The organism is Streptacidiphilus sp. EB129, assembly GCF_041262645.1.
Classification (GTDB): Bacteria; Actinomycetota; Actinomycetes; order Streptomycetales; family Streptomycetaceae; genus Streptacidiphilus.
In genome coordinates this window covers 265865-289405 of the sequence record NZ_JBGCCS010000003.1, presented here as the reverse complement: position 1 = coordinate 289405, position 23541 = coordinate 265865, and the positions used below count along the sequence as shown (strand labels likewise).

Here is a 23541-nt window from a genome sequence, read left to right as displayed (position 1 = left end):
TGCGTGTGTGCGGGATGCCGGGCACTGAAGACCTGCGCAGGCTGGGAGGCCGAGACGTGAAGGTGACCGCGTACTGGTGCCTGATCACCATTCAGTGGACTTCGGGCAGGGCGACGGGCCAGGCGACCATGGAAGGCGAGTACTTCGTTCGGCGTCCCGGCACCACGGTCCGGGAGGTGTTCCACGAGTTCCAGCGGCAGGCCCGAGGCGAACTGCCCGACGAGGTCAAGTCCACGGCGGTCTGCTGGGATATCCAGCCGCTCAAGCTGCCTCAGCGACGCTGGTTCCAACGCGGCGACCGCGTGACGCCCGGTAGTACGACCGTGCTGCCCTCGAAGGAGGCGTCGTGAAGGCGAAGACGGCGCACCGCTGGTGGCTGTGCAATGCGATCCTGTGGTCCGCGCTGATCGTCCCGGCTCACGTCCTGCTGGCGGTACTCGGGGCGCCGGGCGGCTGGCTGCTGATCCTTTCAGTGCCGCTCGCGGTGCTCAACTGGTGCGCCTGGCGTGGCACGCGCATACCGAAGCCCACCCCGCCGGTTGCGGAGCTGCGCACTGCCCGCTTCCCTGCTGGCCGTGCCTGTCCGCCCGGCTGCTGCCCGATCTGCGGCATGGACGACCCGGTCAGCCTGGAAGCCTGTTGGGGCGGTCTGATGGCACACCAGGACTGTGCCGACTGGCTCGGGATGCTGCCGCAGCTGGATCGGGAGCAGCAGCGGGAGATGATCCACCACTTCCCTGGGGTGGCCGGTGTCACCCTGGCGGAGGCGTCTGCGAATCTCCTCACCGCGACCGAGAGCCTCGGGCGTAGGTTCCCCCGACCTGACGCTGCGCGGGCGCACAATGGCCGAACCTGCGGGTGCTGGGACTGCTTCGCGATCCGGCATCCGATCCCCGACGCGCTGATCCAGAAGCCGCAGCCTCCACCGGGTCCGGGCGCGGGCTCACCGACGGCGAGGTGAGGGCGGCTGGTCTGCGGCTACCACCCCGCGACCGGCCACCCCTGTGCCGAGCCTCCAAGACCAGCAGGACCATGCTGGCACGCACCATCCGAAATCATTCCCCAGCGTTGGGGAGTCATCAGCGGCGGCCGGCCCCGTGTATCGGGCCGGCCGCCACTGTCGCGCGTTGCTGCGGTCGCCGTGACGGCCCGGGTGCGCGTGTCTGACGCTACGCCGGGGGTCTGACAGACTGGCCGTGGGCTCCATCCGGCACCATTCCGGCCCCGTCTGGCTGCAACCGGCGGGGCTGCTCCATGCCCGGGAGTTGGTCCTGGGCGACGTCGAACGAGCGTGCCGCGAACGCCTCGATGCTGCATTCCGGGCCGAGACGGCGGGCCCTGGATTCTGCGTCCCGAAGTGGCCTGCCACACGCTGTGCAGCGGACAGGCGGCTGCTCCCCGGCGTCTGGTGCAGGGAGCAGCGGAAGCTGGGCAGTCACTGTCAGACGCTGCTCTGGAAGCTCGCCACCGGCACCGGCTGGCCCTTCGTCGGCAGGACCCGTTCCCGCACAGCCACGGGCAGTGGCCTCTCGGCGAGCTCGACCAGCGACGGACGACGGACAGGGGCGGCCTCGGGGGCGGCGACAGCGTTCATGGCATCAGGGTGGCAGACCGCGGCGCTCACCGCTGCTCCTCGCCTGTTGCCGGGGCCGCAACACTGGCCGGCGCCTCGGGCAGGACGAGCGCCCCTGCGCGGCCGTTGTACTCCAGCCACATCCGCACCCGCGCCGTCGTGACCGCCTGCCCGTTCCGGTCCACCAGGTCACACATCTCCGCGATGTACGCCAACCGGTCCTGGGCCCGGTACAGGTCGAGGCCCTGCTCGTCGACGAGCCCCCGAAGCTCATCACGGGTCAACTCGGCCTGGCCGCTCACACCGAGCTGATCCCCCGCCCCGCCGATCACGGACACGTCCCAGCGCCCATCAGTGAACGCGTGGACGTGATCCGCGAGCAGGTCGAACGTGCCGTCGACGATCTCCCACGGCACCGACTGCGGGAAGTAGGCGCCGATGGTGAAGCCGCGCTCGGCGTGAGCAGCAGCGAAGGGGTCCGGTTCGTCAGTGGCCGGTTCGCCGACCGCACCCTCGGGCGCCTCCTTCGCGGCGTCGATCCGCTGGACCACCCGCAGCGTCTCCAGGACAGCGTAGGCGTGGTGCAGCGGCACGCCCGGCCGGTCCCTGTGGATCCGCTCCGCCAAGGCCCGGTCCTCGGCCTTCCAGGCCGCCAGTTCGGCTGGACTGGGGAGCGGCGCGGCCATCGCACGCTGCACGCCAGCGAGACGCTCGGTCAGGTCGTCGGTCATGCGGGTGTCTCCTCGTCGGTGAACGCTTCGGGGTACGCGGCCCGGAGTTCCGCCGCGAACACTGCCGCCTGTTCCTGGCAGCGTGGCGTCGTGCACTCCTGCCCGCTGGCGAGTCGACGTCCGCAGCCCGCGCAGTGGAACACCTGCTCCTCGTAGGGCGTGCCGCAGTCCTCGCACGGCCCGTACACGGCCGGGTTCTCGCTGACGATCCTGTGCACATGCGCGCCGGTACACAGCGGCACCCGCTTCCCCCTTGTCTCTCCCGGCTCGGGGTCTTCACGCCAGAACGCCTGCACGCCACCGCACACGGTGCAGCGCGCCGCGCTAGCCCGGACCGTCCCCGGGTCGCCCACGCGGCCCAGGGTGCGTTCGTATGGTGTCTTCTGGCCGCACAGGCGGCAGTCCTGCGGCACCATCACCCGCCCGCACACGGCCCGCGTCTGCCACGGCTCCCAGCGGATCGCGTGCCCGGCATGCTCGGCGGGTAGCTGAGGATCGGTCACGGGCGCATCTCCTTGATGAGGTCGGCGGCTTCGTGCATGCCGATGCTGACGTGCGCGGCCCGCTCCTCGCGGACCTCATGGGTATCGGCCTTGACTCGGATCGCCGCCTCGGCCTCCCGCAGGACGTCGCCGCGGTACTCGTCGAGCCACGCCTCGTAGCGGGCCCCGGCCTTGGCTTGGGAGTCGGCGTCCTTCCAGCGGGAGCAGAGGAGGCTGAGGATCGCCGTGCGCGCGGAGTGGTCAGGTGCGGGCGCCCCGGTAGCGCAGCCGACCTGCGGCGCCTGGTCCGCCCATTCGATCCGCCCGCCCGGGTTCATCGCCAGCAGCTCGCCGACGCCGCCGTCCAACGTGTGCAGGCCGTGCCCGCCAAGGTCCAACACCACCCGGCCGTCAGGGAACGCGGCCCCGTTGTACGCCAGGCCGTCCACGACCAGCCGGAACGCGCGCGGCATCGGGCCAGCATCGGCCTCCGGGGTGCCGCTGCCGCTGTACCTCGCTGGGGGCAGGCCGGCCAGGCGGGCGGAAATCCGGGGGCGCAAGGTGGTCACGGTGCCTCCGGGTGCTCGATCTTGTCGGCGATGTCGCAGATGCACTCGCCCATGGAGCAGGTGCACATGGCGCGAACCTCTGCGGCGATCTCGACCCGGTGCTCGGCGAGCAGCAACTCGGCGACGGCTACAGGCTGCCGGTATCCGGCGAGGGACAGATGAGAGGCGAGCTTGTCCCGCACGGTCAGGACGTCGTGCTCACGGCCGAGGTGGTCCTCCAGCATCCGGCGCGCATCCGTCCGGTACCGCTCGATATGCTGCGTGGTCTGGTCGGTGACCGTGTCGTCGGGTCCGCCCGGCCGGAACGTCGGCGACGGATACACGCGGCCGTTCGGGCAGCTGTGCGGACATGCGGGCAGCGAGTTGAGGAACTCGTGCCAGCGCGCGGCGTCCGGGTCGTGGAGCTGGGCCATCAGGCCTCCGTGGTGTAGGGCTGGGCGAGCAGGCCGAGGTAGGCGGTGACGCGCGCATCCCGGCCGCAGTCGCACGGGTCTCCGGCCTCGCTGGCGCAGCAGTATCGCTTCCGGTCGACCGTGACCGCGTTGTGCGTCCACCCGATCACCTCGGCGAGCAGGGCCCGCTTCGACGCCACCTCCGCGAGGACACGCTGCGGGTCGTGGCGGGCCATGTGGGCCGCCGCACCCTCGTCGACGGGCTCAGCGCCGCGCCAGTGCCGGTCTTCCTCGTACGAGGTGTACTCCGGTGGCCACCAGTAGACGCCTTCCACTGTCTCCCACTGGGGATCCTCGACAGGCCCCTGATGCCATTCCAGGGGGACGCCGCCCGACCGCGCAACCTGCTCGTCAGCGTCCAGCCCAGCCCGAATGGTGGCCGCCAGCTCGTCGATGCTCGCCATCAGAACACCCACCCACCCAGCCTGCTGGTGCGAAGGATGTTGTCCCTGGCCAGCGCGTTGATCCAGGCCAGACGCCGGGCTTCCTTGGGGTCGCTGGTCTGCTCGTAGGCCACCAGCAAATCCTCGGTCCTGGTCCAAAGAGGGTGACGTGCCAGGTCGACGTGCACCTTGGCGGGTTGCTCTTCGCTCGTCACGTCGTCTCCTCCGGTCGCTCAACGATGGTGGCCGCCAACTCGTCGATGCCGCTCACCGGCCAGCCTCCTTTGCTGCGTTGCGTCTCGCGATCTCAGCGTGCGCGGCATCAAGCCGGGCCTCGATCTCGGCGTCCGTGATGCCCAGATTGGCTGCGTCGGCCAGTCGGGCGACGGCTCGCCGTATCCTGCGCCCGGACAGCGGCACCGCCACCCACAGGGCCCCCAGAGGCGCGCACGGGTTGGCGTGGAGCCACGTGCGGACCATGGTGTCGTCGGCGCGCTCGCGGGCGGCACGACGCTGCGCCCAGCTGTTCCGGATCACGCCCATTCCTCCCCGCGCGGCTCTCCGCAGCCTCGCAGTGTGACCTGATCCGGGCGCACCCCGAACTCGGCAGCGACACGCGCCCGCTCGGCCCGGAACGCGGCGAGGTCGAGGACCGGTAGTGCCGCGAACTCGGCGTCCGTCGACGGGTACGGCGGCACGCCAGTGGCGAGTGGCACGTCCACGGTCCGGTCGGGCCAGTGGATGACGATCCGTGCACCCTCGTCGACAGCAGTCGCGAGCTGGTCGTACAGCTGCACGGCCCGGTTGAGGGTGTCGGTCTGGCTGTCGAGCGTCGTGTGGGCGGCGTGGGTCAGGGCCGTGTTGGTGGCTGGGGTGAGGTAGACGGTCAGCCTCGTGAGGTTGTCGGCCATGCTGCTCCTTCGGTGTCCTCGTCGGTCCATGCTGTGCGGGTCACTCGGCGGGCCACGAAGACCAACCGCTCGTCGCCCATCGGCCTGTAGGTGCGGAAGTAGCCGAGTGCCTGATCCCGGTCGGTGCCGAGTGGTGAGATGGCGCACCGGTGGCCGTCCGGGTACTCGCCGCAGTACCCGTACTCGGTGAACTCCTCTACGGAGCTCATGCGAAGCCCTGCGCCCTCGCCGGGGCCTCGCCGCCACGGGCCTGGCGTACGGCCGCCTGGACGCGGTCGAGGCCGCTCTGTGCTGGCTCGGGCTCCGCCTCGGGCAGGAGCCCCGCGATGGTTGCCCACATTCGTGCCATGTCCCGGGCGGCAGCGGACCACTCCCGCTCATACCGGGCAGGTGCTTCCCGGGCCTCGGCCACCTCCGCCCAGTGGATCGCCTTCGCCACGGCATCGGCGCGGTCGGTCATGCTGCTCCTCGGGGTGTGGGCGGCGTCAGTTGGTGGGCCACAGGAACACGGCCGGGACCGCATCATCGGGCGCCAGGTCGTCTTCGCCGTACTCGGGGTCGGCAGCCACCTGCTCCTCGGTGAGGTAGTGCTCGCCGGACCACGTCGTCTCGGCGCGGTACATGGCGTCTTCGACCTGGGCGAGCGGCGAGAAGCCGTTGCCTTCGCCGTCCTTCGACATGACGACGATCGTGTCACCGGGCAGGTGGTCGAGTTTGGTCAGCTCGGCGCGGAGGTCATCGAGGGTCATGCTGCTGCTCCTTCGTGAGTCTCAACGCGGTGCTGCGCCAGGTCGGCGCACGCTTCGTCGGAGGTGTAGCGTGCGGGTCCGCGCCAGTCGTGTTCGTCGCAGCAGCCGGAGTGCGGGCGGCCCTGTCCGTCGACTACGGTGATCGCCTCCTCGGTGTCGGCTTCGTACACTTCGCGGCAGTCCGGTTCGTACCGGGTCCACGCGCACAGGTTGCCCTTGCAGGCACACCCGCCGCAGTCCGCGCACAGGTCGCTGCGGCACATTGAGCACATCGGGTGGCCGGGGCAGTCGGCGGACGGGCAGGTGCGGATCAGTTCAGCCATCACGGCTCCTTCGGGTTGGCCGCCCGGCCGGGAAACCAGACGGCGGCAGGTGGGCGGGGTCAGGCTTCGGATGTGTGATGGCCGACGAACTCGACACCCGACACCAAGCCCGTCTCCGGCGTGGCGACGAAGGACAGGGCCCAGCCGTCGGCGATGAATTTCGCTGCGGTCTCCTGCGGCACCCAGTTGCGGCCCCGCTCCGGGTCGGACATCCAGCCGGCCAGTTCGTCAGCGGTGGCGAACACGGGGCTGATCGGCGATCCCTCGGACACGGTCTCCCACAACTGCCAGCCCTCACCCTCGGGCGGCTCCGTCGGCTCCCACGCCTCGGCCTCGGCGCGCTGACCGGGGTAGGCCTCGATCCCAGCGTGGCCCTGGCAGGTCGGGCACGTGTCCTCGACGCCCTCACGCTCGCAGCGGGCCCGGATCACGACGCTCGCGTTGATGCCGTCGTGGCCCATGCTGTGCAGCGACCATTCGTTGACCTCTGCGGCGGTCGGCGTCACCGCAGGTTCCTTCGGCTGGAACCGCGGCTCCCGGTCCTTGTCCCAGGTGTGCGTGAGGTCCCGCAGCCGCCCGGCTGCGACGAGCGCGTCCACGTCGTCCTGGGCAAGATGGTGGGACCATCCGCCGTTCCACAGGTTGGCGAGACGCTGGGCTTCGCGCACGATTGCGATCTCGCTGGTGCCGTAGAACTCCGGGGCTCGGGCGATGTTCCGCTCGGCGAACGCCCGCACCGCCGGGGTGTCGGCCTGCAGCAGCGTCGAGCCGGTGTCGGTCGGATGGAACGGCGCGTCGCCGTACCAGAGGTCGTACAGGTGCTGGGCGTGCGTCGAGTAGCCGTTCTTGCAGTCGGGGCACGGGAGGCTGTCGAACTTGTCCGGGCTCAGGTATCCGGGCCAGATCTCGTTCAGGGGCTGGTCGAAGTCGAGGGGAACGCGCTTGATTTCACGGCCCATGACGGGCTCCTTCGAGGGTGAGGGTTGACGGGTCAGCGACGGGCGGTCCTACTCGGCGTCGTCGGGCCACACGATCTGCGGCTCGACCTTCACCGCGCGCCCGTCGCGGATGACGACGCGCCACAGGTCTGCGCTCGCCTCGCCTTCGCAGTCCAGCCGGCCAGTCCAGGTGTGGCCGGGGAACTCGTCGACGGCCTTCTGCACCTGGTCGAGGAGGTTGTAGGCGCGGTACTCGTCGATCTCGCGCATGGCCAGGGCGGTCGCGGATCGGCGCAGTAGCGGGCCGTCGGGGGTGTCGATGTTCTCCTCGGTCACGACCAGGATCAGGTCCGGGTCGTACCTGTCCTTGATGTTGTGCGGCGCGAACTGGCTGTCCTTGAACTCGGGCCAGGCGAGCGGCGGCGTGATCGTGAACTGGCCGTCGACGTGGGTGCTGTAGCCCATGAGGGTTCTCCGTTTCATGCTGGTTTGATAGCTAATCATCCCGTATCTGACTGATCGTCCGCTAGCGTTCGGCCATACTCCCCGCCCGCAAACCCCCACGTCAGCACGTGTTTTGGGCCACAGTGGGCAGGCGGGTGCGGGTCAGACGTGACTGAACCAGCCCTTTGGCGTTTCGGCCTCAACGCCACCTGCATAGCGGCGGATGAACAGGTCCGTCGTGATGTCGGACCCGTCGTAGTTGTAGGCCCAGTGGATCGCATGGAGTTCCACGGCGAGGGCCTCGAGCGCGGGCGTGGCCCGCTCCCGCAGTTCCCCGGGGCGGTTCGGGTCGGGGAGCTGTGCCCAGCCCCAGTCGGCGGGCAGGTTCTTGATGCGGATGTCGATGGAGCCGCCGCCGGAGTAGTACTCACGGGTCACGGAGAACTTGATCTGTGCGGGGGCGTCCGCGATTGGATCCGGAACGGCGAGGGCGCCGTTCTTGGCGGCCTTGAGGCCGATCTTTCGGGCGAGCTTGATGTCCTGCCGGATGAGCTTGGCGATGTCGGTGAGCGTGAGGCCGGCGCCCTGCGTGTACTTGGGGCCGCAGGTGAGGTAGTCGGCCCAGCGTGCCTTCGGGTCGTTGGCGATGATCTCGCCGTTCTCCTTGGCCTTGGCGAGCAGACGGGCGAGCATGCGGCGGCCGGCTTCGCGCTCTTCGTCGCCGGTGCGGGGGTGGTCGATGAGCACCTGAAGGAGCTGGATCTTCTTCGCGGTCTTCGTGGCGGTCATCATGTCAATCTCCCCTGTTCGCTTCCCTTTTCCGTAATACAACTATCCCGCCCTGCTCGCCCCCTGTCAACCCATACCCCCAGACTGCTAGCCTTTCTTGTATGACAGGAATCCCACCCCGCAGTCCCGGTCGACCCAAGACCGGACAGAAGCCCGTCAAATCCTTCCGGCCACCCGAAGCGCTCTGGGCTGAGGTCGAGCAGATCGCCGACGAGGAAGGCCGCAAGCACTCCGACCTCGTCATCGAGGCCCTCCACGACCTCGTCCGCAAGAAGCGCCGCGACAAACCGGCAGCACCGGACGGCTAGTCAGTCCCCCTGCTGACAGTCGAGACACAGCCGACCGGGCGGTCCGGGCTTGATCGGCCGGTCGCAGTTGGCACACTCCTGATCCCGCCCCGAGGTGTCGTCGACGACCGCGCGCGGCCGAGGTACGGCAGACGGCCGCACCGGGCGGACCCAGTGCGGCTCATGCCGGGCCAGGTCGCTGTACGTCGGCTGACGCCGCGCCATATCCTCCGCCAGCGCGATCAGATCAGGAATGGACCAGTAGGCAGCCAGGAGCAGCGCAGCGGAGTCGCGGACCTTCCCCTCAGCTGCCGGGTTGCGGCCACGGCCGCGAGCAATCACCCAGGCCTCGACCACCTTCGCAGTGTCGTCGTTGTCGAGCGGAGCGAAGGTCTCTCTCTCGTCGCCTGGAGCAGCAGTTGGCCGGGCGGGAGGAGAGAGAGTCTTCTTCACGCTGGTGTGCTTGGAATTGGTCTTCTTATGCGGGTGATTCTCCACCGGAGGTTCAGCCACCAGTGGTTGAGCCACCGGTGGTTCGTCCATCGGTGGATAAGCCACCGGTGGATTTTCCACCTCTGGTGCTGAGCTGGGGCTTTCCAGCTCTGGGGCGTCCTCGAAGGTCTCCGGCTGGTCGGTGATGAAGTACACCGATGACCCGAGTGTCCCGTCGGCGTTCCGGGTGCGGGTGCGCCTCAGGTAGCCGTATTCCTCAAGGTTGCGCAGGGCGACCTTGACCGCCGACACGCCGTCGGTGGAGAAGTGCGCGATGGACTCGGGGGTCACGCCGTACCCGTCACGATGGGTGCTGATCAGCCCGAATACGCCCTTGTCCTTGAAGGACAGGCGCTGGTCGCGGAACAGATCGTTGCGGATCTGGGTGAAGGCGTCGGCGGCCATGGGTCCGCGCCGGATGCGGCCGTAGCTCATCGGCAAGCCTCCTGACGGAGACATGCCGGGTCGATGCGCCCGTTGGGCAGCGCATTGGATACGCTCAAGGGAGAGCGCCTTTCGTCAGAGTTGGGCTGCTCCGAGGTTGGCGAGTTCGCGCTCGCTGCCCTGTTCGGCCGGATGGAGTTCGCGCTCCGTCCGGCCGTTCTGCGTCCATGCCGGCTGCATGGACGCGGGCTTCACCCTCCCTTAGAGTATACGCCATGGGAACATTTTCAAGTGTCCTCAACCGGCATGATCAGCTACCTTTGTTCCCACCACAGGAACAAGGAGGCCACGCCGTGCCGGACAACGATCCACTGCTCGACACCGCAGCCGTGGCCGCCTTCTTCAAGGTCGGCGCGCCTACGGTCCGCATCTACCTCAAGCGCACCCGCGCCCGCATCGCTGCCGGCGAGCCGATTCGCGAGCAGGACTTTCCGCTGCCCGACGAGACCTTCGGCCGCTCCCCCGTCTGGAAGCGATCCACCATCATGACGTGGCTCGACAACCGACCCGGCAGCGGACGACGCCCTGCCGGGTAGCTGCCCGGTACTCTGCCGTCTGGCGCGCACCCAACCACGAAGAGACCGGTGCGCGCCACACTTGCGGCATGACCGACGACCGGCAGCAGCGCATCAACGCCGCCTTCACTCTCGCCCGCGCACTCGGCGACCCCGAAGCCCGCGAAGTCCTCGTCCAACTCGGCTGGCAGGACGGCACCACACTGATCCCAATCAACCTCGACGGCCTCGAACAGCACCTCCCGCCCACAGCCCTCGCCGAGGCAGCGTTCGAGCTCGCCAGCGCGCCCACCGAACAGCGGATCGTGATCACCGCCGCATGGCGCAGCACTGCGCTGGTCTACTCCGATCCGGAGCTCTACGCCGCACTCACCCGCGACCAAGGCGACGATCCGGAGGCGCTCATCGAGACGGCCTCCGCGCTCATCGACGAACACGCCGAGCGGGCACGGAAGCGCGCGAGCAGCGACGGCTGAACGCGGCCGGTACGCTCCCGGGATGCGCCCCGACCGGTTCCTCACCCTCCTCACCGCCACCGCCCAGCAGATCCCGGGCGTGACCCGCGCCGAACCGATCACCGAGGACGGCAAGATGCTGCGGCCGTACCTGCTCGGCATCGAAGCCGGCGGAAAGACAAGCCGCTGGCAGGTCGTGGCCGTCAGCGCACCCGGGGACAAGTACAGCGAGCCCGAGCGGGAACCCGTCCTCGGACCCAAGCCGGACGCGTCCGAGGCAGGCCCCGCAGCCGTCGGCGGTCCCGAGCAGTTGGAAGCCGCGCTCATCGCCGGACTCCTCACCGCCGATGGCGGGGAGATCGCCAGCGTCGACCCGTACTCGCTGCGGACACCGCCCGGTGCCATCGCGCACGGGGCCACGCTGGTCTTCCACGACGGATCGAAGATCTTCCTCAACCACGTCCGGTAGGCGCGACGAAGGCCCCGACCATCCCGGTCGGGGCCTCTATGCGCGAGCGTCAGGCGGACGTCTTGGCCTTGCGCGATGGTCCGGCCGGAGCGCTGCGGTGCGTGTGCACGGGCAGACCGCCCGCCACCCAGCGGGGCGTTTCATCGCTTGAGAAGAATCCGATGACCTGCAAGCCGTGGGACGCCTGCTCGAACTGCAGCTCCACCTCCGGGAGGGGCGGCGCAGCGTCCTTGATCTGGTGCACTCGCTGGAACGATACGCCGAGGAGACTCCCGACGTCGCGCTGACTGAGGTCTTCAGTGAGGACCAAGACGGCGCGCGCCGTTGCCAGGCGCAAGGCTTCCGTCACCTGCTCGGCTGCATCGCGGGCGGCGGCGAGCTGCGCGAGGACTGCCTTTGCCAGGCCCTGCAGCTCGGGCTCAACTGCTACCTCGAAGTCTTCGGGCTCGCAGTCGAGCATGAGGGCGATGGCCTCGCGGATCTCACCTTCGGCTTGGTCGAGGCGCTTGGTCTGCGAGTGGACGCCGGGCAGGTCGGGAACGCTGAGGGCCCACCAGTCGCCGCTTCGCTGGGCTGTCACGCGGTACTTGGTCACCGCCACCACTTCTCTCCGAGTTCGCTTTCCAGGTCCTTGCAGATGCCGAGCGCAGTCAGTTCGTTGACCTCACCACCGGCGCCAGGAATCGTCACGGGCTTGGTGCCGCAGGTCCACATGGTGTGGCTGCCGCGCTGTCGCTTCAGTTCGAAGTCGATCTCAACGGCGGCGCACGCCTCGCGGATCTTGCGGATCAAGTCCTTGTACTTCATGGCCTAAGTCTAGGATAGCTAGACTTGTCAAGTCAAGCCGGACTAGACACCATGGAATCATCCATCACTGCCGCGACCGGGCGCTCTCGTGGCGTGTCAGCGGGTAGCCGATGGCGAACCGGGCCGCGCTCATCCTGGTGTCGTTGATCTCCACCACCAGCCCGGCCGGACTCACCGCCGTCCGCAGCACCCGCAGCAACGGAATCCCCCGCGGCACGCCCAGTACCTCAGCCTCGCCCGGAGTGGGCATGCGCGCCGTGATCGTCTCCGACCACTCCAAAGGCCCGTGGCCCATCTCCTCCAGCCGGTCATAGATCCCACCCGGCCCGGTGTCCGCCTCCTCCAAGACGGTGCTGCGGGCGACGGCGGCCGGCAGGAAGCTCGTCGCCAACTGCATCGCGGTGCCGGTGTCCGGGTCGCCCATCACGCGGTCGCGCCACAGCACCTCCTCGCCCGCCGGTACGCCGAGGAGGACGGCGATGTCGCGCGGCGGCACAGCCCAGGCGCGCGTCGGTGGTTGCAGGGCGCGCCATGGCTGGGCCTGTGGGTCGAAGTAGTAGCCGATCTCGTCCCGCAGCACCTCGCGGGTCCGCAGCAGCGGGCGCGGGACCGCCGGGTCGAGGACAACGGTCCCGCGTCGGCGCACGACCTCGACCAGGCCCTCGCGCTCCAGGGTGCGGAACGCTTCCGAGGCGGTGGTCTTGGACACGCCGTGCTGGGCCATGAGGTCGGTGAGCTTGGGGAGTGTGTCGCCGGGCTGGTAGGTGCCGTTGAGGATCGCGGTGCGCAGGGCGTCGGCGAGGCGCTGGTAGGCGGGGGTGGTCACTGTGCCTCCTTTTCACTCCAACCATAGTCCCAGGACTATTGACGGAGGAAGATCCCCGCAGGAGCATTCACTTAGTCCCGGGACTAACGCACTGTCAGAGTGCCATCCCGCGAGCACTCCAGGAGGGTTCATGCCCGACGTCGACCTCGACGCCCCCTCAACCGCCTTACACAACTTCGCCCAACTCCGCGGCCAGCTCCGCGTCTCCCTCACCCCACGCTGCAACATCAACTGCTGGTTCTGCCACAACGAAGGCGACGTCCCGCCACCCGCAACCCGAGGCAGCAGCACCATCCGCCCCCGTGAACGGGCCCTCGACGCCGGCGACTACCTCACACTCATCGCCGCACTCATGACCGCTGGCCTCAAGCGCGTGTACTTCACCGGCGGAGAACCACTCACGTCACCGCTGGCCCGTCCGATCCTGGAGAACCTGCCAGCGCCCGCAGCGGACGAGTCCTACACCCTGATCACCAACGGCACCCGCATCCGCACACACCGCGCATGGCTCGCCCGGTCGCCACTGGACAAGGTCAAGGTGTCGCTGCACTACCTCTCCGACGAGACCCTGCACACGATCGCCGGAACAAGCATCGGCATCGCCACCGTCCTCGGTGGCATCGACGTCGCCCGGGAGATCTTCGGACAAGTCGAACTGAACTGCCTCCTGCAGCAAGAGAACGCCCACGAGGTACGCGCCATCCTCGACTACGCGCTGGAACGCCGCCTGCCAGTCCAGTTCATCGAACTCGTCGGCACAGACTTCAACGACAGCAAGGCATCCTCGGCGCTGCCCGCCACCGACATCATCACGCACCTGCGAACCCTCACCCGCGACGAACGCATCGAGGTCGCCGGCGTCGGGCAGGGCCGCCGCGTGTTCCGCATCGACGGCATCGAAGTCGACGTGCTGCAGCGCGGCCTCGGGCGGCACCACGTCGGCCAGTGCGGCACCTGCCCCGTGCGCGCCAAATGCGTCGAGGGCTTCTGGGCGCTGCGCACCGACCACTCCGGCGGACTGCAGCCGTGCCTGCTGCGCGATGACCTGCGCCTGCATCTCATCCCGCTGCTAGACAACCCGCAGGCCCTCGCCGCCGCAGTCGGCCAGCACGTGGCCGCGTTCACGGAAGGAACCCTGTGATGCACCCGTACACGCCGCTCCCCGCGCCGCCCGCCGGTCCGTTCATCGTCCTGGAAGGCGCGTCCGGGATCGGCAAGTCGACCCTGGCCCGCATCCTCACCGAGCGCCTGGGCGGCCACATGCTGCATACCCTGCCCGAACCGCTGAACCCGATGGCGCCACTCGTCAACGCCACGCTGCGCCCACTGCCGCAGTTCGGGTTCTACCTCGCCGGCGTCCTCCACGCCTCCGACCTGGTGCGTGAGTTCCTGCCGCACGGCCCCGTCGTAGCCGACCGTTACGTGTCATCGATGACGGCCTGCCACGCCGCCGTGCACGGAGTGGACGTCAAGGACGTCTCCCAGTTGCTGGAGCCGTTTCAGCCGTACCTCATCCGACCGGATCACACGTTCTACCTGCGGTGCTCCGATCCGGTCCTGCACGAGCGCATCGCGGGCAAAGCCGACTTCAAGCAGGACGACCTGGAACTGCTGCAGGTGCCGGGGCGCCTGGCCCGACTGCTGGAGAACTTTGAGACGGTCGCCGCCGCCGACCCCAGCGCCACGGTCCTCGCCACTGACGGGCTCTCACCGGACCTGCTCGCCGACCACATCCTGCACCAGATCGGAGCAGCCCATGCTTAGCCCCGTCGATACCACCAAGGTCTTCCAGCCCGGCCGAGTGGCCGGCCGCACCGGCGAAGAGATCCACCCCGGGGTGGCGTGGTGGGTGGCCGCGTGCTTTGTCGTCGCCACTGGCAGCCGTCGGATGCTCCTCGCCAGCGACGGCCACCCTGTCACCGCGGACTTCTGCCAGCGGTTCGGGCAGGGCGCGATCAACGCCCGCCACTACGCCTGCCAAGTCCTCGCCGTAGCCGACACGAGCGAGACGCAGCTCGTCGACGCGATCCGGCAGACCGGTGTGCCCGGGGCGTGGCTGGCCACCGCCGAGGACGGCGTGACCGTCCAGATCACGCTGTATCAGGCGGACGGTTCGCCCCTCGACGCGAAGGCGTGGGAGCAGATCCGGCAGATGATCGACCAGGACCGTGTGCCAATCCCCGTGAACACACAGGCCAAAGGCACCGTCATGCCGATCGCCCTGGACGCTCTCACCCAGGAGGCCCGGTCGTGATCGACGCCCGCCAGATCGTCAAGTCCGGGACCAACATCCTGTTCATCACACTGGACTCGCTACGCTACGACGTCGCCCGCGACGCCTGCACCGGCGGCCAGACACCCCGACTCGCCGGGCTGCTGCCCTACGGCCGCTGGGAACGCAGGCAGACCCCGGGGTCGTTCACGCTGCCCGCCCACATGGCGTTCTTCTCCGGGTTCCTGCCGAAGCTCCCGAAGCCCGTGCAGCCGCCGCGGCTGTGGGAATGCCGCCCGCCGACGTTCAAGATGCCCGACCGGGGCACGTTCGTGTTCGAGGCCCCCAGCCTGCTGGCAGGCCTGCGCCAGCACGGGTACCGGACCGTATGCGTGGGCGGGGTCACCTACTTCTCCCGCGAGACTCCCCTGGGCTCGGTGCTCCCGGACATGTTCGACGAGGACCACTGGCGGCCGGAGTTCTGCTCACCCGAGCCGGATTCGACACGCCATCAGGTCGACCAGGCCCTGGAGATCGCCGAGGGTGCGGACCGGCCGCTGTTCCTGTTCGTCAACATCTCGGCGACGCATGTCCCCCACGGGCACTACCTGGGCGACAGCACCGACAGCACCGCGTCGCAGCGGGCCGCGCTGGCCTATGCCGATGCGCATCTCGGCAGGCTGATCGATGGCCTGACCTCGGCGAAGCGCTGGCTGGTCATCATGTGCGCCGATCATGGCGATGCTTTTGGTGAGGGTGGATTCCACGGGCGGGGCATCGCTCATCCGGTGGTGATGAACGTGCCGTTTGCGGCACTGGTGGTGCCTGCTGCCGATACGCTCGCTGGCCATGAGCGACCTCTTGGATCGTGGCCAGTCCCGTGACGCGTCCGTGGTGGTGGCGCGTGATGCGCACGGCCTGGTGGCCGTGCTGAGCGCCCGCTTCCCGCGGCACGGCGGCGAGTTCCTATTCCTGCCCGGTGGGCGCATGGAAGACGGCGAGAGCCCGGAAGGGTGCGCGCGGCGGGAGCTGCGAGAGGAATCGGGCGTCACCGCCGAGTCGTGGCGGCCTCTGGGGTCCTACGGCATCACTCTCCAGTCCACGGCCCGCGTGCACTTGTTCGAGGCGCGGGGGCTGACACTGGGCCCGCAGGAACTCACTGAGACGGAGGAGGGCTTCAAGCTGTCATGGTGGCCCATGGCTGACGCCATCACCGCGGCCATCGAGGGCCGGTTCCTTCTCCCGGCCGGCCCGCTGGCACTCTTCCTCGCCGACCGACCGTAGAGGAGACCCGCCATGGAGTACGTCAGCCCCAAGCACCGCCAGCTCGTCGCCGACTACCGGCGCCGCGAAGCCGCGACCGACGACGCCTGCTGGCCGCAGCGACCCGACGCGAAGAACCGGATCATCACGTTCGACCCGCGGCCAGTCGAGCCCGAGCAGGACTGAGCACGACGAAGCGGCCGACCTCCATCACGGAGATCGGCCGCATTCGTGCGTCCGGCTACAGCTTGGCCAGCGGCGACCTCCGTCCCTTCCCGAGCGAGCGCAGCTCCTCCCAGTCGACCTTCCGCCGCTTGCCCGGGATCGCGTCCACGTCGCCGCCGCGGTAGATCGGGACGTCCACCGCCCCGGCCTTGCTGGTGCCGAACTGGACCTTCTGCCAGTCCTTCGGCCTGATCCAGCCCAGGCGCACGATGTGATCCCAGTCCGACCGGCGAATCCCGAGCCGAGCCGCGGACTGGTCCGGGCCGAGCGGCGTCTCGGCGACGATCAGATCCCAGATGTTCTTCCGCAGGCACAGCTTCGCGACCTGTGCCGGGTTGACCTCGCACGGGCTCCACGACAGGCGCAGCAGCAGCCCGCGGGCGACGAACCGTTCGACCGTCCACGTCTTCACGTTCGGCCTGCCCAGTGGCGGGTTCGGGATACCGAGTGACGCGGCGATCAGGTCGGCCGCCCTGCCTGCGGTGACGGGCTCCGGCAACGCCCGGACGATCTTCGCCGCATCCATGGCCTCAACGGTCGCCCGCAACCACGTCTCCTCGGATGCGTCGGGTGGCGGGATCAGCTTCGCGTGCCGGGCCCACGCGAACTGGGCGTCGGTGACGTGCAGCAGCTTCGCTGCCTGGCAGGGGTGGTATTCGGTGAGACGTCCGCGGACCATGGCCAACTCCTTCGACGGGGATCTGTCGCCGAAGGTGACACAAGATCTGAAATGCTGTCAATACGCTCATATGGCAATCAAACGGGCATACACACCCCTACTGCGGGCGCGCGACAACTCGCAAAAAACGCCCGCCACCTCTTGGTGGCGGGCGCTGCTGCATGTCCGGCTACTCGGCTGGCGGGTCGGCCTTCTTGGGCAGGTCGGTCCGCTCGCCCTGGCGCTTCTCGCGGGTGGCGAAGTACGGCTCCATGACGCGCCAGTCGAACAGGCGGATGCGCCCCGTCTTCGGCGCCTGATCCATGGGCAGCGGCCAGGTCGGATCCGACTCGGCGAGCTGGCGGATGCGTTGAGGGCTGAGCTTCACGCCGGCATCGGCAAGCTTCCTGGACATGTCGGCGAATGACACCAACTCGGGCCCTCTCTGATCGCGCGCTTCCTCATGGGGGGAGCGGGGCATGGCTACATCCTCCCGCACTTCCTTGTAAACTGACAAGGAAGTGGCTAACGTCGTACTTGCAACAAGACGGCCCCGGCCGGCGCTGAAGACGCCATCTTGGCCGGGGCCAGACCCACCTCAAGCCGCTAAGCCACCGAGGAAGGTCTCCAAGTGGAGAGTACCGAGCAGTCACGTACCTGCACAGACGCCGCACGCGTCACCACCCTCGCGCCGCGCCCGAAGCCCCCGGTGTCCGTGTTCACCCCGGACCCCGAGCAGACCGCCCGCTGGCGCAAGCTCGCCGCAGTCGTCGCCAACAGCGACCAGCCCAACCGCGGCGCCATCGACGAGTCCTACGACCGGTTCCGCCACCACGCCGACCGGGCCTTCGGTGATGAGGCATGAGCAGCGCGGACCCCCACACCACCGAACCCTGGGCATCTGGAGTCGTAGCCCGCTACCTCACCGTCGCCGGTGCCACCGTCGACATCACCGAAGAGACGACCGAACCGCGACCCAGCACTCCGCCCGACAACCCCGCCCACCTCACCTACTACCGGCCCTACCAAGTCATCGACATCACCTACACCTCCCGCTGCGGCGGCTGCAACGACAAGACCCGGCACACCTACGAGGTAGTCGGGGCCCTCAGCCGCCCCGGATTCCTCGACGACATCACCTACAGCGGCCCCCGCCAGTGGGCCCAGACCCACGCCGAGACCTGCCGCGCCCTCCCCCGCCCGGACGGTGCCGCATGAGTCGCCCCAGCTGGCTGAGGAGCCAGACCGCCGCCCGCACCCAGCACACCACCGCCGACACCTGGCAAGGCCGCCCCATCCCCGACCGCCAACCCATCAACGTCAACATCAACTACCGCATCCACGACGCCCACACCGGCGAACTCCTCTCCTTCAACACCACCAACGTCCTCGACGGACTGCGCACCGACCTCGAACGCACGCAGCAGGAGCACCCCGGCGCCCGGCTCGTCGTCACCCAGTACGACGGACCCGCCTACAAAACCGGCAGCGAGCCGTGACCACACCACGCGACATGCCCGGCTACCCGCTCACCGCCGACGACATCCACCGCGCCGAGGCCGCCCTCGGCGACGACGAGCACGACAACCCGCCCGAACCCAGAAGGACTGACCGCCATGGGATTCGGATCCAAGGCCGCCCCGAGAGAAGGAGCATCCCGATGACCACCGTCCAATACCGAGCCGAGGTCAACGTGCGGCCCGCGTCAGGTGGCGACCTGATCACCATCTACCACGACACCACAGGCCCCGCCGGTATCCCCGCCTCGGAGATCCGTGCCACCGCCGAGGCGGCCGCGCTGGCTCAGGAGCCCGGCGGCAAGGTCGTGGGCTCCCGGGTCAGCTGTGACGGCACCGGCACCAAGAAGCCGTAACCCCACCCCCAGACGGCGCCCGGCCTGAACACCGTTCCCCCACGGCCAGGCCGGGCGCCACCACCCGGACCCGCCATCAACAGGATCGGAGAACGACCATGGCCACCCGCGACCGCGACGAGCTCGACACCAAGATCAAAGACACCCTCGCCGAGATCGACGCCGGGCACCTGCAAGACGCCTACCGGTTCCGGGGCCCCGCCGGCCTCACCAAGAAACTCGGCCAGCTCAGCCCCGAGCGCGCGGCCCGCGCAGCGAAGGCGCTCGGCTACGACTACGACTGAAGCCGCCGCACGCCCCAGGAACTGCCCAGCAGTCGCCCACGGCGCAGACGCGCACGCAACCACCAGACACCCACCGAAGGAGCACCACATGGGATTCAAGCGAGGCGACCGAGTCGAGGTCGCCAACGACAGGCACCACGAGGCTGGCCAGTCCCTCAACGGCACCACCGGAACCGTCGCCGGTGCCGGCCCCGGCGAAGCGGTGGTCATCCACACCAACGACGGCCGCAGCCTCGGCTTCTACACCGAAGAGTTGGAGCGCCGGTGATCTCCGACGCCGAACTCGACGCCCACATCCGCCAAAAGACCGCCGACGCCAACCTCGACGAAGACACCGCCGACCGATACGGCGAAATCGCCGACCAGATCGCCAAGGAGAACCCCTGATGCGCATCCGCGCCACCATCACCGCAATCCGCGACCTCAAAGCCGCCGACCGCACCCTCACCACCGCCGACAAGACCGCCACGACCGACACCGACCCCGCCTGGGCAGCCGCCAACCGCGCCGTCGCCAAGGCGGAGCAAAACCCCGACCTACCCCGCCGCTACCTCGACCCCGCCGACCGCTAACACCGAAAGGAGCCCGGCATGCGCAGCACACCGACCGCCGCCCTCATCGCCGTGATCAGCAGCGCGGCCGGTCTCCTCATCGGCTGGTACAGCCCCGCGCCCGCGCTGCCGACGATCGTCTTCGCGGTCCTCGCCTACGCGGTCACCGTCGTGCTGCTCGCCGCGGCCTTCCGCATCAAGCGCGACGACGCACTCGCCGGGACCAGCCTGCTCATCATCCGGACCCTGGTCGTCACCCTGCAGACCGCAGCCGGCGCCATCCTCCACCTCCTCACCTCCGCCGAGCAGTGGCTCACCCAGCACCAGCACACCGCCAGCACCAGCTACATCCACGCCGCCTGAGCCAGGAGACCACCACCGTGACCGAGACCAGCGAGCCGACAAAGCGCAGCGCGGCCGACCGCGCCCGCGCCATAGCGCTCTGGTGCCGCGACATCGGCCTCGGCGGCTTCGGCTTCACCCTCGTTCTCGTCGTCGCCCTCGCCGGATGGTCCGCCAGCTTCATCGGGCTCCACGCCTTCAGTGTCGGCCACATGTCTCTCTCCCAGCACGCGGGCTGGCTCGTACCGATCACCTTCGACGGGGCACCCGCCGGCCTGTCCATCGTCGTGATGCGCGCCGGGATCCACGGCCGCTCCGCGCCGCTGTGGCGTCTGCTGATCATCGGGTTCACGCTGCTGTCGTCGTGGATCAACTGGCAGCACATCACCGACCCCACCGGCCGGGAAGTCGCCGCCCTCATGCCGCCCTCCGCAGTGATCCTCTTCGAGGGCCTCATGTCCGAGGTCCGCGCCGCCGCTCACCGCCGCGACGGCCACGCCGCGCGCCCGACCATCCACCCGCTCCGGTGGCTCTTCGACTTCACCGGCACCCTCGACGCGGTACGCCAGTACGTCATCTCGCTACCCCTGACCGCCGCCCTCGTAGCGCCCTCGGCAGTAGCCGCCCAGCGCCCTGCCGACCCGCCACAGGGCGCCATAGACGACGCCACGCAGACGCTCCCGCAGCGCCCTGCACCCGCCATGGAAGACGCCCTCAGGGCGACATCAAAGCGCCCTGCGAAGACGCCCCCGGGGCGCGCCAAGGCGGATGTGCGGGGCGCCGCGCGGATCGTCATCAGGGCGCTCTACGACGAGAACCAGAAGCGCCCTGTGGAGTCGGACATGGTCGCCGCGCTGAAGAAGGCGAAGCTTCCGTCCTCCCGTCAGTTCGCCAATGCCCGCCGTCTGGAGATTGAGCGCGAGGAGCCGCATCTGGCCGCGCTCGGCTCCGACAACGTCCGCACGATGACCGGGACGTGATCATGATCGCCTCCACACGTGGCCTGGACGAGAACGGCCTGATGGTGGCGTTGCGCGCTCCCGAGATGCCCGCGACGACGACGATCAGCATGCACAAGCGTGACGACGACGATCGGCCTTCCCGCAGGTCAGAGCCTGCGACGACGATCGTCACATCGTCGTCGCCCGCCCCCCTGTCCCGGAAGCGGGAGTTCGCCCTGAACTGTGCCTCCTGGCTCGGCCAGGGCTACCGCTGGATCGTGCGCCGCCGCTGGGAGCTCATCCCCGCCGCCCTGAACGGCACTATGGGGTTCTGCGGCCTCATGGAAGGAAGTTGGCTCGCCACCGGCGGCATCTCCCTGTCCGCCACCGCAGCGGTCGGCATTACCTACCTGGGCCTGAAGCACAAGCACGACTCAACCGTGGAGATCGGTGGCGGCGCGGCCCTGGTGCTCGCCGACATGGCCGTCTGCTCCGGAACGGGCTTGTCGTGGTTCAGCCTCGCCGCCTTCACGCTCACCACCGGCGCGGCGTACCTCCACTACGGGAACCGGCTTGCCGAGCAGCGCAACACCCGCATGAAGCTGCACATCGACACCGTGAAGGCGAAGGGCGCCCTGCCCGGCGCCATGGGCATGGACGCCGCCGACCCCGGCCTTGTCGGCTCCTCGCCGGAGGAGACCGCACTCCGCAAGGCGCTCCACGCGCTGACCGGTGCGACGCCGCTGGATGTCCCCGCGTTCTCCCGGCTGGCCGGTGGCGGCTTCGAGGCCCTCGTCTCAATGCCGCCCGGCCGCGCCACGAGCCCCGCCGCGATCACCGCGAGGCGGGACCAGCTCGCGGCGAACCTCGGCCTGCCCGGACGGCTGTTCCTGGAGCAGGGCCCGTCCGCGCACCTGCTGTCCGTACGCCTGGTCGTGGTCGACGCCCTTGAGGGCACCATCCCGTGGACCGGACCGTCGATCACCTCGATCCTGCAACCGGTGCTGCTGGCCCACGCCGAAGACGGCAGCGAGATCCGCCAGACCCTGCACCGCAACCACGTCTTCGTCGCCGGAGCGTCCGACAACGGCAAGTCCGGCATCGTCAACCTCATCATCTGCAACCTGCTGAACTGCGACGACGTCGACACCTACGGCATCGACCTCAAGGCCGGCGCACCCGAGCTCGGGATCTACCGCGACGTGTTCAAGATGCTCGCCACCACCCCGGAGCAGGCCCGGTTCCTGCTGGAGTGGATCGAAGGCGAGTACCAGCGCCGCGGCCGGCTCCTCGGCGGCCTCAGCGACGACGGCATCCCCGTGCGCCAGTGGGTTCCCGGCGAGCACGGCAACGACATCGCGGTCATCACCGACGAGATGGCCGAGCTCATCGAGCACGACCCCGAGTTGGCCGTGCTGTACCGCAGGCTCGCCGCGCTGGTGCGGTACGTCGGCATCATCATGGTCTCCGCCACCCAGACCCCGTCTGCGAAGGTCTTCGGCGGCGACAAGGACGGGGCCGCGAACTACCAGGTCCAGATCGGGCTGCGCGTCATCTCCCCCACCCAGACGAACATCGTCATGGGTGCCGGCATGCACGGACAGGGCTGGCGCTTGTCCGAGCTCGACGCCCCCGGCAAGGTCATGATCCGCTCCCGGGAGAACCCGACCCCGAAACGTGCCAAGGCGATCTACACCAACGATCACGACATCGCCGCCGAGATCCGGCGCCGCTGCGACCGCTACGGCATCACCCCCACCACGCCCGATGGCGGGGGACCCGGGCGCGGCATCCACCTCGTCCAGGCCGAGGCCACGGTCTACCGCTACCCCGACGGGTCCGTCGTCGGCCGCGAGGAGTGGCCCAAGCTCTGGCGCGTCTTCGAGGAGATGGGCTCCGCGACCAAGGCAGAGCTGCAGAACGCCGGCGTGGTGTCGTCCCGCGACACGGTGCGCCGAGCCCTGGAGGTGTGGGCGCAGCACGGGGTCCTGCACCGGCGTGACGGCATGTCCACCCGCTACTACCTGCCCGACCGAGAGAGGCAAAGCGCATGACCTCCGACTACACCTACGCCGACGCGGTCGCCGACCGCCCGTGGCCGACGCTCAACGAGACCCTGCAGCAGGCCTACCGCGAGCCCGAGCCCCGGTTCCTGCCCGCAGTGGTGCAGCAGCCCGCAGTGGTGCAGCGGATCCCCGTCGCCCCGCCTGAGCGCCCGTACGATCCGTGGCCGCTACGGCTCGGCGTCGGTTCGGTGTTCGTCATGGCATGCGGGACCGCGGTCTACATCGCCTGCGCCGGCCTGCACGAGGCCGGGCCGTTCCTGCCGTGGCTGGCTGGGTCGCTGGGTGCCGGCGCGCTGCTGGTGCTGGTCGTCAAGGCGCGCTCCAGCTCGGGTGTTCGGATCGGGAACGTCACCATGGGCGACGGCGCGAACTTCCAGGCCGGACAGCAACGGTGAAACGGCGGCGCCGCTCGGCCGGGCGCCGGATCTCGGTGTGGTGCGGGCATGCGATCTGGTGGACGTGCATCGTCGGCAGCGTCGTCGCCGGA

At 69.2% G+C, this 23541-nt stretch carries 47 protein-coding genes; 24 read left to right on the top strand and 23 right to left on the bottom strand.

What is annotated here, in order from left to right; all coding sequences use genetic code 11:
- The first annotated feature begins 56 nt into the window (after positions 1-56).
- Entirely contained in the window at positions 57-350 is a 294-nt protein-coding gene (locus ABH925_RS05720; RefSeq protein ID WP_370145783.1) for a hypothetical protein, read from the top strand.
- A complete protein-coding gene (locus ABH925_RS05715; protein WP_370145782.1) occupies positions 347-961 on the top strand; it encodes a hypothetical protein in 615 nt (204 codons plus the stop codon). Before ABH925_RS05720 ends, ABH925_RS05715 begins: the two co-directional genes overlap by 4 nt.
- Positions 962-1169: 208 nt before the next feature.
- On the opposite strand, the gene ABH925_RS05710 is transcribed toward ABH925_RS05715, so the two are convergent.
- The 17 genes from ABH925_RS05710 to ABH925_RS05630 form a co-directional block, all read right to left on the bottom strand.
- Positions 1170-1439 (bottom strand): DUF6011 domain-containing protein, encoded by a 270-nt coding sequence (locus ABH925_RS05710; RefSeq protein WP_370145780.1) that lies wholly within the window; start codon positions 1437-1439, stop codon positions 1170-1172.
- A gap of 2 nt (positions 1440-1441) precedes the next feature.
- Positions 1442-1594, bottom strand: a complete 153-nt coding sequence (locus tag ABH925_RS05705; RefSeq protein WP_370145779.1) for a hypothetical protein — start codon at positions 1592-1594, stop codon at positions 1442-1444.
- A gap of 26 nt (positions 1595-1620) precedes the next feature.
- Positions 1621-2304, bottom strand: a complete 684-nt coding sequence (locus tag ABH925_RS05700; RefSeq protein ID WP_370145778.1) for a hypothetical protein — start codon at positions 2302-2304, stop codon at positions 1621-1623.
- Entirely contained in the window at positions 2301-2807 is a 507-nt protein-coding gene (locus ABH925_RS05695) for a hypothetical protein (RefSeq protein ID WP_370145777.1), read from the bottom strand. The genes ABH925_RS05700 and ABH925_RS05695 overlap by 4 nt, the downstream gene beginning before the upstream one ends.
- Positions 2804-3355, bottom strand: a complete 552-nt coding sequence (locus ABH925_RS05690; RefSeq protein ID WP_370145775.1) for a hypothetical protein — start codon at positions 3353-3355, stop codon at positions 2804-2806. The genes ABH925_RS05695 and ABH925_RS05690 overlap by 4 nt, the downstream gene beginning before the upstream one ends.
- Complete coding sequence (locus tag ABH925_RS05685; protein WP_370145774.1) at positions 3352-3768, bottom strand: hypothetical protein; 417 nt, start codon at positions 3766-3768, stop codon at positions 3352-3354. Before ABH925_RS05685 ends, ABH925_RS05690 begins: the two co-directional genes overlap by 4 nt.
- A complete protein-coding gene (locus ABH925_RS05680) occupies positions 3768-4211 on the bottom strand; it encodes a DUF6221 family protein (protein ID WP_370145773.1) in 444 nt (147 codons plus the stop codon). Before ABH925_RS05680 ends, ABH925_RS05685 begins: the two co-directional genes overlap by 1 nt.
- On the bottom strand, positions 4211-4405 hold the full coding sequence (locus ABH925_RS05675; protein WP_370145772.1) for a hypothetical protein: 195 nt from the start codon (positions 4403-4405) through the stop codon (positions 4211-4213). Before ABH925_RS05675 ends, ABH925_RS05680 begins: the two co-directional genes overlap by 1 nt.
- 52 nt (positions 4406-4457) lie before the next feature.
- The gene (locus ABH925_RS05670; protein WP_370145771.1) at positions 4458-4727 is read right to left on the bottom strand and encodes a hypothetical protein; all 270 of its coding nucleotides are present in this window, start codon (positions 4725-4727) and stop codon (positions 4458-4460) included.
- Positions 4724-5101, bottom strand: coding sequence for a hypothetical protein (locus tag ABH925_RS05665; RefSeq protein ID WP_370145770.1), 378 nt, complete (start codon positions 5099-5101; stop codon positions 4724-4726). Before ABH925_RS05665 ends, ABH925_RS05670 begins: the two co-directional genes overlap by 4 nt.
- Positions 5077-5310: a hypothetical protein gene (locus tag ABH925_RS05660; protein WP_370145769.1), complete on the bottom strand. Its 234-nt coding sequence runs from the start codon at positions 5308-5310 to the stop codon at positions 5077-5079. The genes ABH925_RS05665 and ABH925_RS05660 overlap by 25 nt, the downstream gene beginning before the upstream one ends.
- Positions 5307-5561 (bottom strand): hypothetical protein, encoded by a 255-nt coding sequence (locus ABH925_RS05655; protein WP_370145768.1) that lies wholly within the window; start codon positions 5559-5561, stop codon positions 5307-5309. The genes ABH925_RS05660 and ABH925_RS05655 overlap by 4 nt, the downstream gene beginning before the upstream one ends.
- Positions 5562-5586: 25 nt before the next feature.
- Positions 5587-5850, bottom strand: coding sequence for a hypothetical protein (locus ABH925_RS05650; protein ID WP_370145767.1), 264 nt, complete (start codon positions 5848-5850; stop codon positions 5587-5589).
- Positions 5847-6173 carry a hypothetical protein gene (locus ABH925_RS05645; protein WP_370145765.1) on the bottom strand — a complete coding sequence of 109 codons (327 nt, stop codon included), beginning with the start codon at positions 6171-6173 and terminating at the stop codon, positions 5847-5849. Before ABH925_RS05645 ends, ABH925_RS05650 begins: the two co-directional genes overlap by 4 nt.
- 59 nt (positions 6174-6232) lie before the next feature.
- Positions 6233-7132, bottom strand: coding sequence for a hypothetical protein (locus tag ABH925_RS05640; protein ID WP_370145764.1), 900 nt, complete (start codon positions 7130-7132; stop codon positions 6233-6235).
- Positions 7133-7180: 48 nt separating this feature from the next.
- Positions 7181-7594: a DUF6205 family protein gene (locus ABH925_RS05635; protein ID WP_370145763.1), complete on the bottom strand. Its 414-nt coding sequence runs from the start codon at positions 7592-7594 to the stop codon at positions 7181-7183.
- A 123-nt stretch (positions 7595-7717) separates the two neighbouring features.
- Positions 7718-8347, bottom strand: a complete 630-nt coding sequence (locus ABH925_RS05630) for a hypothetical protein (RefSeq protein WP_370145762.1) — start codon at positions 8345-8347, stop codon at positions 7718-7720.
- Positions 8348-8445: 98 nt separating this feature from the next.
- Between ABH925_RS05630 and ABH925_RS05625 the strand changes: the two genes are divergently transcribed.
- Positions 8446-8652, top strand: a complete 207-nt coding sequence (locus tag ABH925_RS05625) for a hypothetical protein (protein ID WP_370145761.1) — start codon at positions 8446-8448, stop codon at positions 8650-8652.
- On the opposite strand, the gene ABH925_RS05620 is transcribed toward ABH925_RS05625, so the two are convergent.
- A complete protein-coding gene (locus ABH925_RS05620) occupies positions 8653-9558 on the bottom strand; it encodes a hypothetical protein (protein WP_370145759.1) in 906 nt (301 codons plus the stop codon).
- Positions 9559-9860: 302 nt separating this feature from the next.
- Here ABH925_RS05620 and ABH925_RS05615 point away from each other — a divergent pair, with 302 nt between their 5' ends.
- The 3 genes from ABH925_RS05615 to ABH925_RS05605 all read left to right on the top strand — a co-directional run bounded on the left by ABH925_RS05615 (position 9861) and on the right by ABH925_RS05605 (position 11006).
- Positions 9861-10103 carry a hypothetical protein gene (locus ABH925_RS05615; RefSeq protein WP_370145758.1) on the top strand — a complete coding sequence of 81 codons (243 nt, stop codon included), beginning with the start codon at positions 9861-9863 and terminating at the stop codon, positions 10101-10103.
- A gap of 68 nt (positions 10104-10171) precedes the next feature.
- Entirely contained in the window at positions 10172-10558 is a 387-nt protein-coding gene (locus ABH925_RS05610) for a hypothetical protein (protein ID WP_370145756.1), read from the top strand.
- Between the two features lie 22 nt (positions 10559-10580).
- Positions 10581-11006 carry a hypothetical protein gene (locus ABH925_RS05605; RefSeq protein WP_370145754.1) on the top strand — a complete coding sequence of 142 codons (426 nt, stop codon included), beginning with the start codon at positions 10581-10583 and terminating at the stop codon, positions 11004-11006.
- A gap of 49 nt (positions 11007-11055) precedes the next feature.
- Here the strand turns inward: ABH925_RS05605 and ABH925_RS05600 are convergent, their stop codons facing one another.
- From ABH925_RS05600 to ABH925_RS05590, 3 genes are all read right to left on the bottom strand, one after another.
- Positions 11056-11601: a type II toxin-antitoxin system HicB family antitoxin gene (locus ABH925_RS05600; protein ID WP_370145753.1), complete on the bottom strand. Its 546-nt coding sequence runs from the start codon at positions 11599-11601 to the stop codon at positions 11056-11058.
- Complete coding sequence (locus ABH925_RS05595; protein WP_370145752.1) at positions 11598-11813, bottom strand: type II toxin-antitoxin system HicA family toxin; 216 nt, start codon at positions 11811-11813, stop codon at positions 11598-11600. Before ABH925_RS05595 ends, ABH925_RS05600 begins: the two co-directional genes overlap by 4 nt.
- A gap of 64 nt (positions 11814-11877) precedes the next feature.
- A complete protein-coding gene (locus ABH925_RS05590; RefSeq protein WP_370145751.1) occupies positions 11878-12639 on the bottom strand; it encodes a GntR family transcriptional regulator in 762 nt (253 codons plus the stop codon).
- A 130-nt stretch (positions 12640-12769) separates the two neighbouring features.
- Here ABH925_RS05590 and ABH925_RS05585 point away from each other — a divergent pair, with 130 nt between their 5' ends.
- The 6 genes from ABH925_RS05585 to ABH925_RS05560 are packed head-to-tail and all read left to right on the top strand — an operon-like array spanning position 12770 to position 16300.
- Positions 12770-13780, top strand: coding sequence for a radical SAM protein (locus ABH925_RS05585; protein WP_370145749.1), 1011 nt, complete (start codon positions 12770-12772; stop codon positions 13778-13780).
- Positions 13780-14403, top strand: coding sequence for a dTMP kinase (locus ABH925_RS05580; RefSeq protein ID WP_370145747.1), 624 nt, complete (start codon positions 13780-13782; stop codon positions 14401-14403). The genes ABH925_RS05585 and ABH925_RS05580 overlap by 1 nt, the downstream gene beginning before the upstream one ends.
- Positions 14396-14893: a hypothetical protein gene (locus tag ABH925_RS05575; protein WP_370145746.1), complete on the top strand. Its 498-nt coding sequence runs from the start codon at positions 14396-14398 to the stop codon at positions 14891-14893. The genes ABH925_RS05580 and ABH925_RS05575 overlap by 8 nt, the downstream gene beginning before the upstream one ends.
- Entirely contained in the window at positions 14890-15735 is an 846-nt protein-coding gene (locus tag ABH925_RS05570; protein ID WP_370145745.1) for an STM4013/SEN3800 family hydrolase, read from the top strand. The genes ABH925_RS05575 and ABH925_RS05570 overlap by 4 nt, the downstream gene beginning before the upstream one ends.
- Positions 15701-16135, top strand: coding sequence for an NUDIX domain-containing protein (locus ABH925_RS05565; protein WP_370145743.1), 435 nt, complete (start codon positions 15701-15703; stop codon positions 16133-16135). The genes ABH925_RS05570 and ABH925_RS05565 overlap by 35 nt, the downstream gene beginning before the upstream one ends.
- A gap of 12 nt (positions 16136-16147) precedes the next feature.
- Complete coding sequence (locus ABH925_RS05560; protein WP_370145742.1) at positions 16148-16300, top strand: hypothetical protein; 153 nt, start codon at positions 16148-16150, stop codon at positions 16298-16300.
- A 55-nt stretch (positions 16301-16355) separates the two neighbouring features.
- On the opposite strand, the gene ABH925_RS05555 is transcribed toward ABH925_RS05560, so the two are convergent.
- Positions 16356-17018 (bottom strand): hypothetical protein, encoded by a 663-nt coding sequence (locus ABH925_RS05555; RefSeq protein ID WP_370145741.1) that lies wholly within the window; start codon positions 17016-17018, stop codon positions 16356-16358.
- A gap of 169 nt (positions 17019-17187) precedes the next feature.
- Positions 17188-17478 carry a hypothetical protein gene (locus ABH925_RS05550; protein WP_370145740.1) on the bottom strand — a complete coding sequence of 97 codons (291 nt, stop codon included), beginning with the start codon at positions 17476-17478 and terminating at the stop codon, positions 17188-17190.
- 150 nt (positions 17479-17628) lie between these two features.
- Here ABH925_RS05550 and ABH925_RS05545 point away from each other — a divergent pair, with 150 nt between their 5' ends.
- The 12 genes from ABH925_RS05545 (at position 17629) to ABH925_RS05490 (ending at position 23449) form a co-directional block, all read left to right on the top strand.
- Positions 17629-17862 (top strand): hypothetical protein, encoded by a 234-nt coding sequence (locus ABH925_RS05545; RefSeq protein ID WP_370145739.1) that lies wholly within the window; start codon positions 17629-17631, stop codon positions 17860-17862.
- A complete protein-coding gene (locus tag ABH925_RS05540; RefSeq protein WP_370145737.1) occupies positions 17859-18215 on the top strand; it encodes a hypothetical protein in 357 nt (118 codons plus the stop codon). Before ABH925_RS05545 ends, ABH925_RS05540 begins: the two co-directional genes overlap by 4 nt.
- Positions 18212-18496 carry a hypothetical protein gene (locus tag ABH925_RS05535; RefSeq protein ID WP_370145736.1) on the top strand — a complete coding sequence of 95 codons (285 nt, stop codon included), beginning with the start codon at positions 18212-18214 and terminating at the stop codon, positions 18494-18496. Before ABH925_RS05540 ends, ABH925_RS05535 begins: the two co-directional genes overlap by 4 nt.
- Complete coding sequence (locus tag ABH925_RS05530) at positions 18493-18870, top strand: hypothetical protein (protein ID WP_370145735.1); 378 nt, start codon at positions 18493-18495, stop codon at positions 18868-18870. The genes ABH925_RS05535 and ABH925_RS05530 overlap by 4 nt, the downstream gene beginning before the upstream one ends.
- A 98-nt stretch (positions 18871-18968) precedes the next feature.
- A complete protein-coding gene (locus ABH925_RS05525) occupies positions 18969-19154 on the top strand; it encodes a hypothetical protein (protein ID WP_370145734.1) in 186 nt (61 codons plus the stop codon).
- Between the two features lie 88 nt (positions 19155-19242).
- Entirely contained in the window at positions 19243-19422 is a 180-nt protein-coding gene (locus ABH925_RS05520) for a hypothetical protein (RefSeq protein ID WP_370145732.1), read from the top strand.
- Positions 19419-19541, top strand: a complete 123-nt coding sequence (locus ABH925_RS05515) for a hypothetical protein (protein ID WP_370145731.1) — start codon at positions 19419-19421, stop codon at positions 19539-19541. The genes ABH925_RS05520 and ABH925_RS05515 overlap by 4 nt, the downstream gene beginning before the upstream one ends.
- The gene (locus tag ABH925_RS05510; protein ID WP_370145730.1) at positions 19541-19726 is read left to right on the top strand and encodes a hypothetical protein; all 186 of its coding nucleotides are present in this window, start codon (positions 19541-19543) and stop codon (positions 19724-19726) included. Before ABH925_RS05515 ends, ABH925_RS05510 begins: the two co-directional genes overlap by 1 nt.
- An 18-nt stretch (positions 19727-19744) precedes the next feature.
- A complete protein-coding gene (locus ABH925_RS05505) occupies positions 19745-20068 on the top strand; it encodes a hypothetical protein (RefSeq protein WP_370145729.1) in 324 nt (107 codons plus the stop codon).
- A gap of 17 nt (positions 20069-20085) precedes the next feature.
- Complete coding sequence (locus ABH925_RS05500; RefSeq protein WP_370145726.1) at positions 20086-21027, top strand: DUF2637 domain-containing protein; 942 nt, start codon at positions 20086-20088, stop codon at positions 21025-21027.
- Positions 21028-21029: 2 nt separating this feature from the next.
- Entirely contained in the window at positions 21030-23042 is a 2013-nt protein-coding gene (locus tag ABH925_RS05495; RefSeq protein ID WP_370145725.1) for an FtsK/SpoIIIE domain-containing protein, read from the top strand.
- Positions 23039-23449: a hypothetical protein gene (locus ABH925_RS05490; protein ID WP_370145724.1), complete on the top strand. Its 411-nt coding sequence runs from the start codon at positions 23039-23041 to the stop codon at positions 23447-23449. The genes ABH925_RS05495 and ABH925_RS05490 overlap by 4 nt, the downstream gene beginning before the upstream one ends.
- Positions 23450-23541: the final 92 nt, after the last annotated feature.